The organism is Erwinia sp. CGal63, from assembly GCF_037026505.1.
Lineage (GTDB): Bacteria > Pseudomonadota > Gammaproteobacteria > Enterobacterales > Enterobacteriaceae > Erwinia.
The window spans coordinates 145183-163592 of sequence record NZ_JAKUMN010000002.1; the positions used below are offsets into that span (position 1 = coordinate 145183).

15 protein-coding genes are annotated in these 18410 nt (G+C 50.1%); 7 read left to right on the forward strand and 8 right to left on the reverse strand.

The genetic code is table 11. The features are described 5' to 3' along the window. Window positions 1-86: 86 nt before the first annotated feature. The 3 genes from MKZ79_RS09445 to MKZ79_RS09455 are packed head-to-tail and all read left to right on the forward strand — an operon-like array spanning window position 87 to window position 7056. The gene (locus MKZ79_RS09445) at window positions 87-2453 is read left to right on the forward strand and encodes a type I restriction-modification system subunit M (protein WP_336141521.1); all 2367 of its coding nucleotides are present in this window, start codon (window positions 87-89) and stop codon (window positions 2451-2453) included. After that, on the forward strand, window positions 2453-3808 hold the full coding sequence (locus MKZ79_RS09450; RefSeq protein WP_336141522.1) for a restriction endonuclease subunit S: 1356 nt from the start codon (window positions 2453-2455) through the stop codon (window positions 3806-3808). Before MKZ79_RS09445 ends, MKZ79_RS09450 begins: the two co-directional genes overlap by 1 nt. Further along, a complete protein-coding gene (locus tag MKZ79_RS09455) occupies window positions 3805-7056 on the forward strand; it encodes a type I restriction endonuclease subunit R (RefSeq protein WP_336141523.1) in 3252 nt (1083 codons plus the stop codon). Before MKZ79_RS09450 ends, MKZ79_RS09455 begins: the two co-directional genes overlap by 4 nt. A gap of 345 nt (window positions 7057-7401) precedes the next feature. Here the strand turns inward: MKZ79_RS09455 and MKZ79_RS09460 are convergent, their stop codons facing one another. From MKZ79_RS09460 to MKZ79_RS09490, 7 genes are all read right to left on the reverse strand, one after another. Continuing rightward, on the reverse strand, window positions 7402-7695 hold the full coding sequence (locus MKZ79_RS09460) for a hypothetical protein (RefSeq protein ID WP_336141524.1): 294 nt from the start codon (window positions 7693-7695) through the stop codon (window positions 7402-7404). Window positions 7696-7788: 93 nt separating this feature from the next. After that, the gene (locus tag MKZ79_RS09465; RefSeq protein WP_336141525.1) at window positions 7789-8052 is read right to left on the reverse strand and encodes a hypothetical protein; all 264 of its coding nucleotides are present in this window, start codon (window positions 8050-8052) and stop codon (window positions 7789-7791) included. After that, entirely contained in the window at window positions 8042-9175 is a 1134-nt protein-coding gene (locus tag MKZ79_RS09470; protein ID WP_336141526.1) for a PAAR domain-containing protein, read from the reverse strand. Before MKZ79_RS09470 ends, MKZ79_RS09465 begins: the two co-directional genes overlap by 11 nt. A 10-nt stretch (window positions 9176-9185) precedes the next feature. Next, window positions 9186-9647, reverse strand: a complete 462-nt coding sequence (locus MKZ79_RS09475) for a hypothetical protein (RefSeq protein WP_336141527.1) — start codon at window positions 9645-9647, stop codon at window positions 9186-9188. A gap of 327 nt (window positions 9648-9974) precedes the next feature. Further along, window positions 9975-10313 carry an endoribonuclease SymE gene (gene symE, locus MKZ79_RS09480; protein ID WP_336141528.1) on the reverse strand — a complete coding sequence of 113 codons (339 nt, stop codon included), beginning with the start codon at window positions 10311-10313 and terminating at the stop codon, window positions 9975-9977. A gap of 219 nt (window positions 10314-10532) precedes the next feature. Continuing rightward, complete coding sequence (locus tag MKZ79_RS09485) at window positions 10533-11183, reverse strand: class I SAM-dependent methyltransferase (RefSeq protein ID WP_336141529.1); 651 nt, start codon at window positions 11181-11183, stop codon at window positions 10533-10535. Further along, entirely contained in the window at window positions 11183-12196 is a 1014-nt protein-coding gene (locus MKZ79_RS09490; RefSeq protein ID WP_336141530.1) for an HNH endonuclease, read from the reverse strand. The genes MKZ79_RS09485 and MKZ79_RS09490 overlap by 1 nt, the downstream gene beginning before the upstream one ends. A gap of 301 nt (window positions 12197-12497) precedes the next feature. On the opposite strand from MKZ79_RS09490, the gene MKZ79_RS09495 reads away from it, so the two are divergent. Together MKZ79_RS09495 and MKZ79_RS09500 are read left to right on the forward strand one after the other, a co-directional pair. After that, window positions 12498-12743: a hypothetical protein gene (locus MKZ79_RS09495; RefSeq protein ID WP_336141531.1), complete on the forward strand. Its 246-nt coding sequence runs from the start codon at window positions 12498-12500 to the stop codon at window positions 12741-12743. 80 nt (window positions 12744-12823) lie between these two features. After that, on the forward strand, window positions 12824-14545 hold the full coding sequence (locus MKZ79_RS09500; RefSeq protein ID WP_336141532.1) for a DUF4153 domain-containing protein: 1722 nt from the start codon (window positions 12824-12826) through the stop codon (window positions 14543-14545). Between the two features lie 65 nt (window positions 14546-14610). On the opposite strand, the gene rtcR is transcribed toward MKZ79_RS09500, so the two are convergent. Further along, the gene (rtcR, locus tag MKZ79_RS09505) at window positions 14611-16197 is read right to left on the reverse strand and encodes an RNA repair transcriptional activator RtcR (RefSeq protein ID WP_336141533.1); all 1587 of its coding nucleotides are present in this window, start codon (window positions 16195-16197) and stop codon (window positions 14611-14613) included. A 184-nt stretch (window positions 16198-16381) separates the two neighbouring features. Here rtcR and MKZ79_RS09510 point away from each other — a divergent pair, with 184 nt between their 5' ends. Beyond that, the gene (locus tag MKZ79_RS09510; RefSeq protein ID WP_336141534.1) at window positions 16382-17602 is read left to right on the forward strand and encodes an RtcB family protein; all 1221 of its coding nucleotides are present in this window, start codon (window positions 16382-16384) and stop codon (window positions 17600-17602) included. 4 nt (window positions 17603-17606) lie between these two features. Beyond that, on the forward strand, window positions 17607-18404 hold the full coding sequence (locus MKZ79_RS09515) for a nucleotidyltransferase domain-containing protein (RefSeq protein ID WP_336141535.1): 798 nt from the start codon (window positions 17607-17609) through the stop codon (window positions 18402-18404). Window positions 18405-18410: the final 6 nt, after the last annotated feature.

Sequence of the window (18410 nt, forward strand, 5' to 3'; positions counted from 1 at the left end):
TTGTTGCATCTTTGGCTTACTGCGTTTTGACAGGATTGTTGTCTCGCTGGCATGGATGCACTGTCCAACGTTTTTCTGGAACAACTATGTCTAACCATAACTTTTCTCAAACCGCTGCATTCCTTTGGTCTGTAGCCGATCTTCTGCGCGGTGATTTCAAGCAATCTCTTTATGGCCGTATTATCCTGCCTTTTACGCTGTTGCGCAGGCTGGAGTGTGTGCTTGAAGAGAGCAAAGATGCCGTGCTGGCACAGGCTGAAAAACTGAAAGCAATTAAAGACTTGCCAGAGGAAGCACAGGAAAAATTCTTGTTACGTGCAACCAATGGCCTGTCCTTCTTCAATACTTCTCCCATGGACCTGGGGAAAATGGGACAAAACGACATTGCAGATAACCTGCTGAATTATGTTGATTGCTTCTCTACGGATGCGCGTCAGATTTTTGAGCAGTTCAAATTTAGCGAGTACGTAAATGAGTTAAAGCAAGCAAATCTGCTGTTTAAAGTGGTTAAGTTGTTTGCCGTCACCGATCTCAGCCCGAAAAAAATATCTAACCATGAGATGGGATTAGTGTTTGAAGAGCTGATTCGCCGCTTCGCGGAAAGCTCAAATGAAACCGCCGGTGAGCACTTTACCCCGCGTGACATCGTGCGTCTGACTACCTCCTTAGTGTTCATGGAAGACGATGATGCGTTAAGTAAGCCTGGTATCATCCGCACCATTTACGATCCCACCGCCGGAACCGGCGGCTTTTTGTCTTCCGGTATGGAGTATGTACACGACCTCAATCCGGAAGCGGTGATGCGTGCTTTTGGCCAGGAATTAAACCCTGAATCTCATGCGATCTGTAAAGCGGATATGCTGATCAAAGGTCAGGATGTCAGCCGCATCAAGCTGGGTAATACCTTATCAAATGACCAGCTTCCTGCCGACCAGTTCGATTATATGCTGTCAAATCCACCCTTCGGTGTAGACTGGAAAAAGATTGAAGGTGAGATCAACGACGAGCACCAGCAAAAAGGCTTCAATGGCCGTTTTGGTCCAGGCCTACCGCGCGTCTCCGACGGCTCGCTGTTGTTTTTACTGCATTTGATTAGCAAAATGCGCGGCATCCATAATGCTGATGGCTCTGTAAGCAACGGCGGACGCATCGGCATTATCCTCAATGGCTCGCCGTTGTTTACTGGCGGTGCGGGCAGCGGTGAAAGTGAAATCCGTCGCTATATTCTTGAAGCCGATCTGTTGGAAGGCATCGTCGCGCTGCCAACTGACATGTTCTATAACACCGGTATCGCAACTTACGTCTGGATCCTGTCGAACAAGAAATCCGTAGAACGTAAAGGCAAAGTGCAGCTGATTGATGGCACCAACCTGTGCGGTAAAATGCGTAAATCGCTGGGCTCCAAGCGCAACCTGATGAGTGAAGAGGATATCCGGCTAATTACGCAGACTTTTGGCGATTTTAGGGTGGTTGAAGCGACTTCGTTGGAAGAGCTTGGTATGGAAAAAGCCCCAGAGCAGAAGTCCAACCGTGGCCGCCAGTCTGCCACTGCCAAAACTGAAACGACAAAAACCTTCGCCAGCAAAATCTTTCATACCACCGACTTCGGGTATCGCCGCCTGACCATTGAACGCCCGCTGCGTTTATCTGCGCAGGTGACTGATGAAGCTATTGCCGCTCTGCGCTTTGCACCAAAGCCGTTTAACGCACCGATGGAGCGTTTATATGAAGAGTTTTCTGCACAGTGGCAGGATGATAATTACGGTGATTTTTCAGCGATAGAAGCTGAAGCCCGCGTCATTATCAAAGCAGAGTTTGCTGAATTGAAAGAGAAGCAGATTAAAGATCTGCTGGACAGCAAACTGTGGCTGGCGCAACGCTCGTTGATGAATAAAGCACAGCAAATCCAGCAAGCATTAGGTGCTGAGGCGGGTGGTAAAACGCTGGTGAGCAATGATTTCAACCAGTTCCAGCTGAACCTGAAAGGGGCCATCAAAACGGCTGGAGTGAAGCTGGATACGAAAGAGAACAAGCAGTTTATCGATGCCATCACCACGAAAAACCCGGATGCCGAGCCGGTAGTGAAGAAGGTACTGAAAGAAGATGCTCAGCCGCTATACGGTGCATTTGAGTACAAAGGTAAAGTGGTTGAGTTTGAGCAGGATGGCGAGCTGCGTGACAATGAGAATGTGCCGCTAAATCCTAAGATTACTATCAGCGATGTGATTGAAAACTACTTCAAAGCGGAAGTGCTGCCGCATGTTGATGATGCGTGGATTAATGCTGATAAGCGCGATGCGAAAGATGGTGAGGTGGGGATTGTCGGTTATGAGATTCCGTTTAACCGCCATTTCTACGTTTATCAACCGCCGCGCCCGCTGGAAGAAATTGATGCCGATCTGGATGCTGTCAGCGCCGAGATTTTGAAGCTTCTGCAGGAGGTGCATTCCTGATGGCTAAGTATAAGGCGTATCCAGAATATAAGGAATCTGGGGCTGAGTGGTTGGGAGTCATTCCTGAACATTGGGAAGTGCTACGACATAAATATATTGCATATTTTACTAAGGGAAAAAACCCTGCTGTCCTGCTTGATGTTCCAGCTGAAAATACTCTCCCCTATCTTTCGATGGATTGTTTGAGGAGTAACTCAGTAGACAAGCATGCAATAGTATCTACTGATGTTCGTATTTCAGTAGAGGGTCAGCCATTAATTATTTGGGATGGATCAAATGCGGGAGAGTTTATTTTAGGAAGAAAAGGGATTCTCTCGTCCACTATGGCAGCTGCAACTCTTAACTATCCTTTACATATAAAATACTACTGGTACTTGTGTATTACAATCGAACCAGAGATGCGCAGACATGCAACAGGTATGGGCATTCCTCATGTAAATGGTGATGAATTAAAAATTATTCAGCTTACAATTCCATCTTTTACGGAGCAAAATAATATCGCCGCTTTTCTCGATCACGAAACTGCAAAAATAGATAAGCTTATCGAGAAGCAACAACAACTCATTGAACTGCTAAAGGAAAAACGTCAGGCAGTGATTAGCCATGCCGTCACCAAAGGGCTAAACCCTGATGTGCCGATGAAAGATTCTGGTGTTGAGTGGTTGGGGGACGTGCCAGAGCATTGGCAGATCATTAAAATTAAATATCTTGTTAATACATTTGAGCAAGGTTGGAGCCCTCAATGTGAAGCGCGTCTGGCAGAAAAAAATGAGTACGGTGTTCTTAAAGTAGGTTGTGTTAACTCTGGTAAATTTAATCCTCTTGAACATAAAGCGCTTCCTTTAACTTTAGAGCCTCAAAAGCAATATTTATTGAAAAAAAATGATTTGTTGATATCAAGAGCAAATACAAGAGAACTAGTTGGAAGTACAGCTGTTGCAGAGAGTGATTATGATAATTTAATTATATGCGACAAACTATATCGTTTGAAGCTTAAGCCGATTGCTAATCCCCATTTTGTTTGTGAGTTTCTGAGGACACCTTTAGTTCGACAACAAATTGAATTGGCTGCGAGCGGTGCTAGTCACTCTATGCAAAATATTGGACAGGATACAATCAAGGAAATGTCAATTGCATTGCCTCCTCAAAACGAAACAGAGTCAATTATAAAATATTTTAATAATCAGATAGATATTTTTGTCAGACTGAGTGATCTATCTCGACGCGAAATTGTCATACTCCAGGAACGCCGCACCGCCCTTATCTCCGCCGCCGTCACCGGAAAAATCGACGTCCGCGATTGGGTTGCCCCGGACACGCAGGAAGTTGAGGAGCCACAGGAGAGCACCGCATGAGCATGGACAGCACCAAAGAGCTGATTTTTCAGGATGAGATAATCGCTCAGATGCTCGAAAGAGGCTGGGTTCGTGGCAAAGCCGACGGCTACGATCGCGAACGTGCGCTGTACTCGCAGGATGCACTCACCTTTGTGCAAACCACACAGCCGCGAGAGTGGGAGAAGTTTGCCAAAATCTATCCCACCGATACCGAGCGCCACTTCCTGGATGCGTTGGTGGCGCAACTGAAAAAAGCTGATATCAACGCCACCGATATGCTGTCGCGTACTTACGGCACGCTCGGCGTATTGCGTCACGGCATCAAGAGCCACAGCGCGCGCTTTTCACTGTGTCAGTTTAAGCCAGAACATAACCTTAACCCGGACACGCTGGCGCGCTACCAACAAAACATTTGTCGTATTGTGCCGGAGCTGGTCTATAGCCCGCACGCTTCCAAAGCGGCGTTTGAAGAGTCAGGCGTAAAAGCGAAAAAGTGGCGCATCGATCTGGTGCTGTTTGTAAATGGTCTGCCCATTGCCACGCTGGAGCTGAAATCTGAGTTCAAGCAGGCAGTTCAAAACGCCATTACTCAATATAAGAAAACGCGTCTGCCAAAAGACCCTGGCACTAACAAAGCGGAACCGCTGCTGACATTCAAGCGCGGTGCGCTGGTGCATTTTGCCGTCAGCCAGTATGAAGTATTTATGGCGACTAAGCTTGACGGCGATAAAACCTTCTTCCTGCCATTTAACAAAGGGACTAAAGAGGGTGGTGCAGGAAATGATATCCCGGAAAATGAAAATAACTATGCCACCAGCTACCTGTGGAATGAAGTCCTGCTGCCGGATAACCTGCTGAAAATTCTTGCCAGTTTTGTGCATCTACAAATTGAAGAGAAAGAAGACTGGCAGGGGCTGAAGTATAAAAAAGAGAGTCTGATTTTCCCGCGCTATCACCAGTGGGATGTGGTGAATAAACTGATCACGGCTGCGGTTGAAGAGGGTACCGGTAATAAATACCTTATTCAGCACAGCGCGGGGTCGGGCAAATCGAACTCTATCGCCTGGACGGCCCACCAGCTTTCCCGCCTGTACGATGAAAATGGCGAGAAGCAGTTCCACTCGGTGATTGTGGTGACGGACCGCACCGTGCTGGATGATCAGCTGCAGGACACCATCTATCAGTTTGAGCATCAGGATGGCGTGGTCGGGCGTATCAATAACAAAGAAGGCGACGGTTCTAAATCAGAAAAGCTGGCCAGCGCGCTGGAAAACTCGCAGCCGATAATCATCGTCACCATCCAGACCTTCCCGTTTGTCCTGAAGGCGATTGAAAACAGCGTCAGCCTCAAGCAGCGTAAATATGCGGTGATTGCCGATGAAGCGCACTCTTCGCAAAGTGGATCCACGGCGCGCCAGCTTAAAGAAGTGCTGATGACTGAAGAAGCGGATGACGATGTCGTGATGTCTTCAGAAGATATTCTTGATGCTACCGTCGCCGCGCGTAAAGGCAGTAGTAATCTCAACTACTATGCATTCACCGCCACGCCGAAGGCTAAAACGCTGGAGCTGTTTGGCCGCCGTCCTAATCCGCTGGAGCCTGCCTCAAAAACCAATAATCCGGAAGCATTCCACGTTTACTCTATGCGCCAGGCCATTGAGGAAGGCTTCATTCTTGATGTTCTCAAGAATTATACTAACTACAAGGTGGCCTATAAGCTTCTGCAAAAGCTGGACGATCCGGACCGCGAAGTAGACAGTAAAAAAGCCAAAATAAAGCTGACGCAGTGGGTATCGCTGCATGAGCATAATGTCTCGCAGAAGGTGAAGGTCATTGTTGAGCACTATCGCAAGCACGTAATGCATCTGCTGGGCGGACAGGCGAAAGCGATGGTTGTCACCAGCTCACGTAAAGCGGCGGTGCGCTACAAGCTGGCTTTTGATAAATACATCGCTGAAAACCATTACCAGAAAATTAACGCGATGGTCGCCTTCTCCGGTGAAGTTGAGTTTACCGAAAGTGATCACAACGCGCTCGCACTACTGAACCAGAAATTCACTGAAATCAATATGAATCCCGGTCTGAAAGGGCGGGATATGCGTAAAGCTTTTGATAGCGATGATTATCAGGTGATGCTGGTGGCAAACAAATTCCAGACCGGTTTTGACCAGCCCAAGCTTTGCGCCATGTATGTTGATAAGGCACTGGGCGGGGTCGAATGCGTACAGACGCTTTCCCGCCTTAACCGTACCTATCCCGGTAAAGCTGAGTCAGGGACATTTGTGCTCGACTTCTGGAACGAGCCAGATGACATCCTGAATGCTTTCCAGCCCTATTATCAGACGGCAGAACTTACTGATGTCAGCGATCCACAGCTGGTGTTTGAGCTATTCGATAAGCTGCGTACCAGCGGGATTTTTCTGTGGAGTGAAGTCGAGCAGTTTTGCGAAGCGTTCTTTACCAAAAACAAATCCAGCGCGGCGATCAGTAATATCTGCAAGCCTGCGGTAGAACGCTGGAAACAGCGTTATATCTCAGCGATTGATGCTTATGTGCAGGCTAAAAAGATATTTGAGCTGACCAAAAAAAGCACCAATGAAGTAGTGCTTTTGACTAACGCAGAAAATACCTTCAAAACCTGTAAGCAGGAAAAAGACAAGCTGGATATCTTCAAAAAGGATCTCGGCAGCTTTGTCCGCTTCTATGAGTTTATGTCGCAGATTGTTGACTATGATGACAAGGATCTGGAAAAGCTAAGCCTGTTTGCCCGGCACCTGCGTCCTATGCTGCATGAACAGCGTATTGCGGAAGATGAAGTTGATCTTAGTAACGTGGAAATGAGCCATTATCGTTTATCAAAACTTCATGAACAGCATCTCAAGCTGCAAGAGGATGCCGGGGATTACAAAATCACACCGGGTAACGATATTGGTACGGCAAAACCAAAAGATAAAAAAGAAGAATTTCTTTCAAATATTCTGGCACGGCTGAATGATTTGTTTATCACTGACAATCTTAGCGATAAGGATATGATCAACTACGCTTTTACCGTAAGAGACAAACTTACTGAAAATAAAGCAGTAATGACGCAGATTGCGAACAATACTCGCGAGCAGGCAATGTTAGGAGATTTCCCTAAAGCCATTGATGATGCAGTAATGGACAGCAATGATGCGCATCAGGAGATGATGATGCAGTACCTGTCGAATCCTGAGCTTGCCAGAGGTTTTGCACGCGTAGTGTTTGATATGTTGAAGGGCGCCTGAATCATACGGGGCTGGTAACAGCCCCGTAATAAAGTATATTTTCTAAGCGTATAAATAAATTATTTAATTAACCAGTTTTTAGGATATCATCGCACTTTCTTAAAAATAAGCAGGGTTAGAGAGACGCAGATCGCAAAGCCAAAGAGGGCGACATTAAAAACATTATCAGTAGCTTGCATAAGCGAATTAATCGATGCCTGATACTCTTTTAACGAAACTGGACCAGTAAAGCGCATACTTTCATTTTCGCTAAAGGCGGAAAACGAGAGAGACGATAGCACCAGTGCGATAAAGTAGCATAGCGATACAATACCAATTCCGCCCCATCGAAGAAGGGTTCTGGCTCTATTCGTTATTTTCATAAGATCCACCTAATACGCCGCCCACAGTATCGCCGGAATAGGGAGATAATGAATCTCCAGTAGCTGCACTTTCCGCTGCAGCATGCTGAACCATTCCGCCGCGAGTTTCCTCAAATGGTTGCAAATTGCCTGAATTGGGATATTTTTCTTTGAAAACGCTTGTCATCTCAATCACAAGCATTGAGGACATGTCGCTACTCTTTGCGGCGAGAAATCTTTGCAAAGATATCGGAACGGTAAAATCTTCCTCGGCTTCTATGCATAGTTGCGTCGTCATTGATATATAACCATGCTCAAATACTGTCAACTGTAACGGGAAAAGCTAAAACGTTACTATTTCAAAAAGCTGGATCTCTCCAGCTTTTAAAACTCACCGCACTTTCTTAAAGATTAGTAAAACCAGAGGTATACAGACAGCGAAACCCATGATAGAGGCTAACGCTGAATCGTTGTGATTTTGCGATAGCTCTTTAGCAAACCAAATGCATTGAGAAGGTGTAAATTCTCCACCCTGGCTTATTGTCTCTGAAAAGTTAAGAGCGAAGACAAGATCGAAGTAAAACACTATAACGTAATGCGCAACACAGATTAGCGTAATACTTATCCACCTGAGCCAGAATTTCTTATTCATCATCGTAAGTGCTTCCCAATGATCCACCTTTTGTACCGCCTGAGTATGGAGGGGCTGAGCCAGCAATAGCGGCAGAATTAGCAGCCGCTTGTTGAATTTTCGCACTTCCTCCCATTGGTTGAAGGTTTTTGCTCTCAATATTTGGATACTGCTTTTTAAACGTACTTGTCATCTCGATAACGAGCATTGAAGAGTAGTCCGCACTCTTTGATTCAAGATAACTTTGCAATGATACTGGAATGGTAAAATCCTCCTCGACATCGATCGATAGCTGCGTTGTCATTGATGTGTAACTGTGTTCGAATAACTTTGAGCCAGCATACTTAATTCCCTCAACTGAGTGAGTGGTACAGTTGCTACCAGTTACATCATATTTATCAATCGTGCGGCCTCTTCGCTTTGTACCCTCTTGCATGTTTGGTGTTTGAATTGGTGTGACACCGTTATTCCAAAGGTTTTCGAAGAATTCACGGGTTAATTTAGGATCAGCATCATCAATGCGGAAGGCGCGAGCCCCCATTTCATAAATTTCGTAACGGTAATACTTACGCGCATCTTCATCTTGGAAAAACTTTAAAATCCCATCCCCAGTAAACGTACTTTTCTCAGTGCGTCCATAGCGTCCGTAGGTGTACAGGTAGATATTGTTATTCTCATGCACCGAAACGAAAGCGTGACCTGCACTTATCGTTTCAGTCCAAATATAAACGCCTTTCAATAGCTGGTTATCTTCTGGCTTACAGGTGTCAGCAAAACTATTATTTTTCTTTATTGCCCATGCTTGTTGCACTGATTCTACAGGGGGTGTAATTCTGGAAGGAATATTAACTTCAACTGTTGCGGGGGCAATGAGAAAGTTCGAACCAACTGGACAGCCGCACTGTATAATTGATCCGTCTACGGCGACAGCTTCACCGTTAGTTTGTCGGTGATCTCCAGTAACAATGACTCCCACTTTCCCACATTTCGGACAAGGAGTGGTTTTATCACCAATATAAAGTTTCAGCTTACCCATAATCGTAAAACCGGGACGGCTGGCTATACATTCTGAACCTGTTGAGGTCTTATCCCCATTCAGACCAACATTCTTACCGTGAACAGTGCAGCCTCTGTTTACCGATACCATAGCAACCACCTTACTTTAAAAAGTTGACGGGTAACGATTCTCCGGCTCGGACTACTCTCCTCATATTGCCTTGAGGGCTACTGATTATTTTGTCGCCGTTGTCGAGTGAACTTCCAACAAGCGCGACTGATTTTTTTGAAGTATTCCCGGCACCAGTGCTAATCTTCGCGGTGGTGCCATCTGGATAACGAACCTCATCACCCACAAGAGACACATTTAGCCGCGTACCGTCCTCAAGCTCTATCTGCCGCCCATTATATTTACTAAATACCGTTCCTCCGTTACGGGTTAAGCTACCTTCGGTAGCTATTAAATAAGCGGCTGTAACAGGATGAGCAAGATTCCAGGCATTTCTTTCAGCGATAAGTGCCTGTGCCTGCGTATCCATTTTGGCAAGTTGTTCAGCTGTGAATGGCGACTGGTCAAATGCTGTCAGCATGTCGGCGGTAAGGTCATTCGTGTATTGTTTCATAGATCCCTCTACGTGTTGTGGGAATAGTCCCGTCGGCTATTTTACAAACAATAACCATGCGAGCAACAAGTATTAGAGGCAAATAAAGCTAGTAACTTGACCCAGTGTCAGATGCAGCGCTCAGTGAGTAATGCCAGATCCTTCGCTCTCAAGATCGTTTTTTCTCATGCTGGCCGCAAACTCAAACCACATCTGATAATCAGAATGGAATGTGAGTAATCCGCGAAGAATACTGCTGATCGGAAAAAACATTACTTCATTAGGATGTCCTCATGTGGCTCATGAAGACATCACTGGTATCAGGATGTACTAATCATCGACACTACTTTAACGACCCCGCTTACCCGAAATAGTCGCAATAAAATCAATCACCAGCCTCTGCTTACGGGCAGAAAATTTGCAGACCTTGCGCAGCGATTGCATCAGCGACGATTCCTGCGGCTCTGGTTCGCGGGCTGTGATCACCAGACAGCCCGGCATTACACGCACATCTACTGGTGTGCCAGTCGCAAAACCTGCTGCCTCAAGCCATTTGCCCTTGAAGGCGAGCAGCGGAATCCGTTCGTAATCCGGAAAGGTGCTCGCATAACTCACCGTATAGTGGCGCAGCGTGGCTTCAGTCACTTCTTTTGCAGCGGCAACTGCATTACAATCTTGTCCAGCCATGATAACTAGTCCTGTTAGTTGTTGTGGTCAGCAGGCTGAATGTGTTCCCGCACATTCAGCCTGCGCTATAAATTACCCAGATATTATATCTTTTAACCGCTCTCTGTCTTTCTCTGTTTTACTGTTAAATTAAAAAATGGAATTCGCCTCAAATAAATAATGTAACCTGTTACATGCTTTCATTAGCGCTATATTAAATCGATAACTAATTTTTTATTATCAGCTCATATCAGTTCGGGTTTTGCTAATAATCGTATTTAGCCAAGGTTCATCACCTCTTCCGCTACGTAAATCGCCGGTCTGCCATATTTCTTTTATTTCTATATTCTCTTCCGGCCTGTTGCCATATTTTTTTAAAATAGAGTTCTGTGCAAAAGACTCGTTAAGCTCATCCACAATCTCCCGCAAACCAGCTTCATCCATATTAGTAAACCTGCGCCCCTCTTTTTCCCGCTCGCCGCTGCCGTATTTAAACGACAGATACCATACGCCGCCAGGCTTCAGCGCTGCTGCCAACTTTGCCATGACTTCAGGCAATTCGGCTTCGGGGACGTGCAGCAGCGAAGCGCAGCACCAGATGCCGTCATACTTCCCAACCGCGACAACATCCTCAAAGCGCCTCTGCTCCACAGGCTTCCCCGTTAGCTGCCGGGCGAGGGCCGCCAGTTCTGCCGAAGCATCAAAAGCATCAACAACAAACCCCATTTCGCTGAAAGCCTTAGCGTCACGTCCCGAACCACAACCGGCATCCAGAATGCACGCGCCTGGCGGCAAACAGGTGACAAAAGGCTGGTACAGCGCGGACATATCCACGTTTACCGTTTCGTCGTAGAAACGCTGTGCGTGCTGGCGATAATAGGCTTCATTCATTAGAAAAGGCTGTCTCCCTGCGCTATTGGCTGCCATAAATGAAACAGGTTATTCCTTGCTGTTTCCCAACTGCTTTTCAAAAAATTATGGCGCTGCGCAGGCGTATCGCCCGTCTGGCGGAGCAGCGTTTCGCGCAGCGGCAGATGGCTGTTAATAAAATACTCGTTGCGATTATACAGGCGCAGCAGCAGATCGGCGGAAGGGATATGCGAAGATTTGCCCAGCACGCCGCGATTGCAGTGCTGGCAGGCCAGTACCAGATTCCAGACGCCGTTCAGGTTATTGATTTGCTGATGCAGGCGCAGCGGCAGGAAATGATCCACATCGGCCAGATCCTCTGCACCGCTAATTACGCTGATCGGCCGAAAGCAATAAAAGCAGAAGCCTTTCTGGTAACCATTCAGGCTGTTGCGGCAGCTGGTGATGTTAATACGCCGATCACGCTGGCGGGTAAACAGCAGCTGATTATCGTCATCATATTCTATATTCAGCAGCTTTGTCGGCAGGTTCAGCCCCCAGGCTTCCTCCACCAGACGCCAGCGGGCATCAGTTTCCTGAATCAGGTTCGCAAACTGGGCGTTTTCGGTGAGCTGATAGAAGGTTTCAGTAAGCCGAATGCCGCCGTTGGCCTTACGCTCATCGATAAAAAATCGCGTATCCAGCTCAGCCTTATTTACCCGGTGAAAAGCGTCAATCACCGCTGAAAAGCCAAGTTTTACCGTTATCGCAATCAGCTGCGTCTCGGTAATTTCGCCATCGTTGAACTGTTGGCACGCAGTCAGAAACTTACTGCTCGGGCTGGTTCCCTGGCGCGGCGCCAGCTTCAGATGCGCGCAGAGATTGCGCACAAAGGGAACGGCCAGCGCTTCCAGCGAAACGAGATCGTTATCCGGCTGGCGCAGGTCGTATAGCGCCTGAGCTAACGCAAACTTGTAAGAGGCGGAGTTATTGCCAAAAAGGATGATCCCACGCCAGTACTGCTCCGGCTTAGGATCGGCCTGATAAAAACGCATGCAGAATCCTGTTTTGTGAGGCAGCTCGTAAAACTTAATGTAACAGGATCACATAACAAAAGCGGGTAGCTGTAAACCGGAAAAGATTGGTGGCAGGGAGAATGGCGATAAAAAATGAGAACTGATGTCCAACTAAGCTGATAGTAAAATAATTCTACGCGCAGGGATTACAGCGCTTTTAAAACCAATATGCAGATCGTCAAAAACCGTTACCATCCCGGTCTGACCGCTGGTGTCGATCTGCCAGAGGCCATTACGCAAATGGCGGGGGACAGCACCAGCCTGAAAGGCTTTGTTATCCTTGTCGCAGGCATTCTGCTCTTTATGCTTGTGGCAGCACTCCGATTGGAGTTTTAATTCCTCTGGTTATCACCATAGTGATCTCTGCAGGCTCGCTGTGGGGCATGCGAAACAGCGTAACCTGTCGGTGGTCACTGAGCTGCGCCTGATGAAGCTGGCCTTCCGCATGAGAAAAATTATTAAAGTGCGCGCCCGCGAGGAAAAAGCCAAAATTAAAGCGGAGAAAAAGCACAAACGCGGCAAATAATGGCCGCTTGCCCTCGGGATATCGGCAAAGAACGATAAAGATTTTACCGCTTCCACTTACTTCAATAGCAAGGAGCCGCTATGTTGCAAAAAGACGTTTTCCCCCGCAGTACCAAATGGGCCATTATCGCGATCGGTATGCTGGCCGGGCTGTTCTGGACTTTACCGGATGCTCTCAATCTGCACGATCGCTACTCGCTTTATCTGCCGCCGCTTTCGCTGGGCGCGGCCAGCATATTAGCCTTTACGCTTTATCGTCTTAACAGCATCAGGCCCTGGCTCTGTGCATTACTGTCTTTGCCCTTTATCGCGCTCATGACCGGCTGGCAGCGCTGGAATTTCCCTTTGCAGCCGCTCGGTGAGTTTCACTTTAAAAATATCTGCGCCGTGATAGTTATGCTCAACCTGAGTCTGCCGTTTTTGATCGCTTTTTGCCACGCATTGCGGCTGCAGGGCGAAACTTCATGGATCAGACAGGTCACCGAAACGCTGTGGCGCAATAGTTTTACCCTGGCCGTTACCGGCGTGATGACCGTGCTGTTCTGGCTGGTGCTGCTGCTGTGGAGCAAACTCTTCAGCACCATCGGCATTTTGCTGTTTGAGCAGCTCTTTTTCGATAACGCCTACTTTCCGGCTATGGCGACCGGCGCAGTTATCGCCGCAGGTATTGTGTTTTGCCGACGTCTGCCAGGCGCTGTTGGGCTGTATCGCCATCTGATTACGCTGGCTGTTGGCGTACTGTTGCCGCTGCACGCCGTCGCCTCGCTGCTGTTTCTGGCCTGTTTGCCTTTTACCGGGCTGGCTATTATCCCGAAGTCACTCTCTGCCGCGACGCTGCTGCTGACCATGACCTGGCTGATGCTGATATTTAGCGCCATCATCGGGGAAAAAGCGCCTGGCGAATCGCCCTGGCAGCGAGGCACGACCCGGCTGGTGCTGGTGGCCCAGGCGTTTACGCCGCTGTTGGCCGCGCTGGCTGGCTGGGCGCTCTGGCTGCGAATTGCCGAATATGGCTGGACGGTGGAGCGGATTTACGGCGTTGCCATCGCGCTGATTGCCTTTATCGGCTCGCTGCTACTGCTGTGGTATCAGCGCCACGCCTGGAGGCAGGGCGCTCGCAGCATGAATACTTTTACTGCCCTGATGCTGGGGCTGATGGCCTGCGGCTGGTTTTTACTGCATACGCCGACGGTTGATCCGTGGCGCATCGCCATCAAAGATCAGCTTGCTCGCTTTGCCCAGGGCAAAGCCAAAGCGGACACGATGGATCTTTACAGTCTCAACCATGCGGGCCGCCGTGGCGAAAAGGCGCTGCTGGAGTTGAACGAGCATCCGCAGTGGCTCGCCGAGCCTGCCCAGGGTAAAGCCATGCTGGCGCAGATCCTGGCTGGGCGCTACACGGAGAAAGCGGCAAAGCCAACAGTCGCCGATCTTCAGCGCAGCATTCCGTTGCGCGCAGGCAGCGAAGCCCCGCCGGAAAGCTGGTGGCAGGCTCAGGCACAAAATATGGAGCGGGCGTCGGGCACCTGTCTGGTCAACGCTGACTCCTGCCTGGTTTGGATGCAGGATCTCAATAACGACGGCACGCCGGAAGTGCTGCTCTATGACCGTAGCCAGCCAGGCATCACTATCTATGCCCATCAGGCCATCGGCTGGAATGAGGTTGGCAACGTAACGCTGTCGGAAAGGCTGGATCGGGCTATCCGGGAAAAAATGCCGACAACCGCCGTGAAGCCCTGGCGCGATCTGGAAGTAAACGGCCAGCAGCTCCCGGTGCACTATTACGGCTATGAAGGGCAGTAGCGCGCTTTTTGTTTGAAGCGAGGCGAGCACAGGCGGTCATCCATCGACCGCCTGTATCTGTGACATTATCCTTTAATCTCTTCCCAGCTCAGCCCAAACCGCGCCAGATACTTGCGCAGGCGATCGGCGTCGTTGGGCTGCTTTTTACTCTGGCGCGAAACGGCAAACAGCCTGCGGCCCGCTTCGGAAAGCGAATCCGACGCGCGGCAAACGCTCAGCACCGTCTGTAGCTGGCAGTGATCAAAAAGATCGTACTGCGCTGCTTCAGGCAGCTCTGTTGCAGACGGCTGCGGCGCTGCTGATGTTCGCCAGCCGGCACGTAAACGCCCGATCTCTTCTTCTGCCAGCGCCAGCGAAATCCGGCCCTGATCCGCCAGCGTCGCCATACGCGTGACGGAAGCGCCCAGCTCGCGGAAATTGCCGCGCCAGCTTGCTTCCGGCGAGCAGGCAAAGCGCAGAAAATAGCTTCTGGCTTCTTTATCAAAGCGCACCTGGGTTTGCTGCTCCCGCGCGTAGCGTGCCAGTTCAAAATCCAGGTTAGGCTCAATATCTTCGCGGCGTTCGGCCAGGCCCGGCAGATGAAAAGTCCACATATTGATTCGGGCGAACAGATCCTCGCGAAAGCGGCCTTCGGCGACCCACTGCGGCATATCCCTGTGCGTTCCGGCGATCAGCTGGAAATCGCTGCTCACCTCTTTATCCGAACCGTAAGGAAAGAAGCGTTTTTCCTCAATGGCGCGCAGCAGCATTGCCTGTTCGTCCAGTCCCAGTTCGGCAATCTCGTCCAGAAACAGCATGCCGCCGTCAGCTTCCCGCAGCAGCCCGCTTCGCGCCTGCTGAGCGCCGGTAAAAGCGCCTTTCACATGGCCGAACAGCGTGGACATGGCGTTATCTCCGCGCAGCGTGGCGCAGTTTACCGCCACAAACTTGCCCGCCAGGCGGTGCCGCGTATGGCGTAGCTGATAGATACGTTCAGCCAGAAAGGATTTGCCCGCGCCGGTTGGGCCGGTCAGCAGCATCGGCGCATTTGAGCGCAGCGCGACTCGCTCAATCTGCTCGATCAGGCTGTTGAAGCCGGGATTGCGCGTCTCGATGCCGGATTTTAAAAACGAGGTGGAGTGCTGCTGCTCGCGCTGAAAGCGGCTGGTCAGGGTCGCGTAGCGGCTTAAATCCAGATCGATAATGGAATAGTGGCCCAGCGCGCCGGGCGCGTCCGGTGATTTGCCTGCCGGAGAAGTTTGCAGAATACGGGCAGGCAAATAGCGAGCTTCGGTCAGCAGGAACCAGCAAATCTGCGCTACGTGCGTGCCGGTGGTGATATGCACCAGATACTCTTCGCTGTCGGTATCGAAAGGATAGCGGCTGACAAAATCGAGAAAGCTGCCGTAAACCTCTTCAAAATCCCAGGGATCGTTCTGCGCTACGCTATGCAGCACCACTTCGGTCTGCGGCGAAACCTGGCGGATATCTTCCGCGACCTGCTGAGCCATCGTGAAGCTCTGCGGCTGGTGTAGCAGCTCCAGCCTGTCGACCCGCATATTTTCCTGCTGGCAAAGCGCGACGGTAGGCCGCCATCTGTTCCAGCGCTTCTCGCGTTTACCGCGCCTGTCCAGTACTGTTCCCAGTACACCGATCACCACGTTCTTTTTCATGCTTATCCTGCAAGATAAATAATTTATCTGTAAAAATAATTTGGCCGGAAAGACGGAGCAAGTCTTATTCGCAGCGCATAAAATTAAATTTAATTGAATCAAATAAATAAAATTATTTTTCCCGTGAACAGCCAAACTGGCACGCCGTTCGCAATAGTTATGGCACAGCAACAGGAGAATAAAAATGACTAAACACTATCAGACGCTTCAGCAGAACGGTGCGGCGATAAAAATGTGGACGGAAGGCGTTCCCGTCGAGCCGGAAGCGCGCGAGCAGCTGCTGAACACGGCGAAGATGCCGTTTATTTTTCGTCATCTGGCGGTGATGCCGGATGTGCATCTGGGTAAAGGCTCCACCATCGGCACCGTTATTCCGACCAAAGGCGCGATTATTCCGGCGGCGGTCGGCGTGGATATCGGCTGCGGCATGATTGCGGTGCGCACTTCGCTCATGGCGCGCGATCTGCCCGATAACCTGACGGGCATTCGCAGCGCTATCGAACAGGCCGTGCCGCACGGGCGTACCAACAACCGTTCTGGCCGTGATAAAGGCGCCTGGCAATCGCCGCCGCAGGAAGTGGATCGTCACTGGGCAGGACTGGCGCCGCGCTTTAAGGCACTAACCAGCAAGTATCCGGCGCTGCTGAAAACCAACAACTATCAGCATCTGGGGACGCTGGGCACAGGCAACCATTTTATCGAAATCTGTCTGGACGAGCGCCAGCAGGTCTGGGTCATGCTGCACAGCGGATCTCGCGGCGTCGGCAACGCTATCGGCAACCTGTTTATTACCCTGGCGCAGAAAGATATGCAGCAGCATATCGCGAACCTGCCGGATCGTAACCTGGCTTACTTCGCCGAAGGCAGTAAGCACTTCAATGACTATGTGGAAGCGGTGAGCTGGGCGCAGGATTACGCCCGTCATAACCGCGAGGCGATGATGGAACGCGTGCTGGCGGCGATGGCGAAAGTTATCAGCAAGCCTTTCACCACGCATCTGGAAGCGGTGAACTGCCACCACAACTACGTGGAGCGCGAAACCCACTTTGGCGAGTCGGTGCTGGTAACACGTAAAGGCGCGGTTTCGGCGCAAAAAGGGCAGATGGGCATCATTCCCGGCTCGATGGGCGCGAAAAGTTTTATCGTGCGAGGTTTGGGGAATGAAGAGAGCTTCTGCTCCTGTAGCCACGGCGCCGGACGCGTAATGAGTCGGACAGCGGCAAAAGCCCGCTTTACCGTTGAAGATCAAAAACGCGCCACGGCGCACGTCGAGTGCCGTAAAGATAAAGACGTTATTGACGAAATTCCCATGGCTTATAAAGACATCGACGCCGTGATGGCCGCGCAGTCGTCGCTGGTGGAAGTGGTACACACGTTGTCGCAGGTAGTTTGCGTAAAAGGATAAAAGAATGAAAACGGGATTAAACGGCGTGGACAGCGCAATGCGCGCTCGCGTGCGTGAAGTGCTGCGCCAGCTGGAAGAAAAGCACGATGTAAAAGTGCTGTACGCCTGTGAATCAGGCAGCCGTGGTTGGGGCTTCGCCTCGCCGGACAGCGATTACGACGTGCGCTTTATCTATGTTCACAAGCCGGAATGGTATCTGCGCGTAGAGCCGCAGCGGGATGTGATAGAGCTGCCGATCGACGACACGCTGGACGTTTGCGGCTGGGAGTGGCGCAAAACGCTGGGCCTGCTGAAGCGGGCCAATCCGACGCTGATCGAGTGGCTGGACTCGCCGATAGTCTATCAGCAGCAGGATGCGGCGATTGCCGCTCTGCGTGAAAGCGTGCCGGACTGGTTCTCGCCTTTGCGGGCGCGCTGGCACTATCTGTCGATGGCGAAAAAGAATTTTCGCGGCTACTTACAGGGCGACAGCGTGCGGCTGAAGAAATACTTCTACGTGCTGCGGCCGCTGCTGGCGGTGCAGTGGATAGAAGCGGGCAAAGGCGCGCCGCCGATGCGTTTTGAAGATCTGCTGGCGGGTACGGTTACGGATCCCGTGCTGCTGGAAGAGATCGACTGGCTGCTGGCTCGCAAGCAGCTTGCGGGCGAAGCGGAATATGGCGAACGTCTGGAACATATCCATGCTTTTATCCATCAGCAGCTGGACGAGAGCCGCCTCAGTGAAAGCCTGCCGGACAGCAAAAGGCGCGACTGTAGCGATCTGGACAGGCTGTTGTTGAACACCGTCATGAACGCGGCATAGCAAACC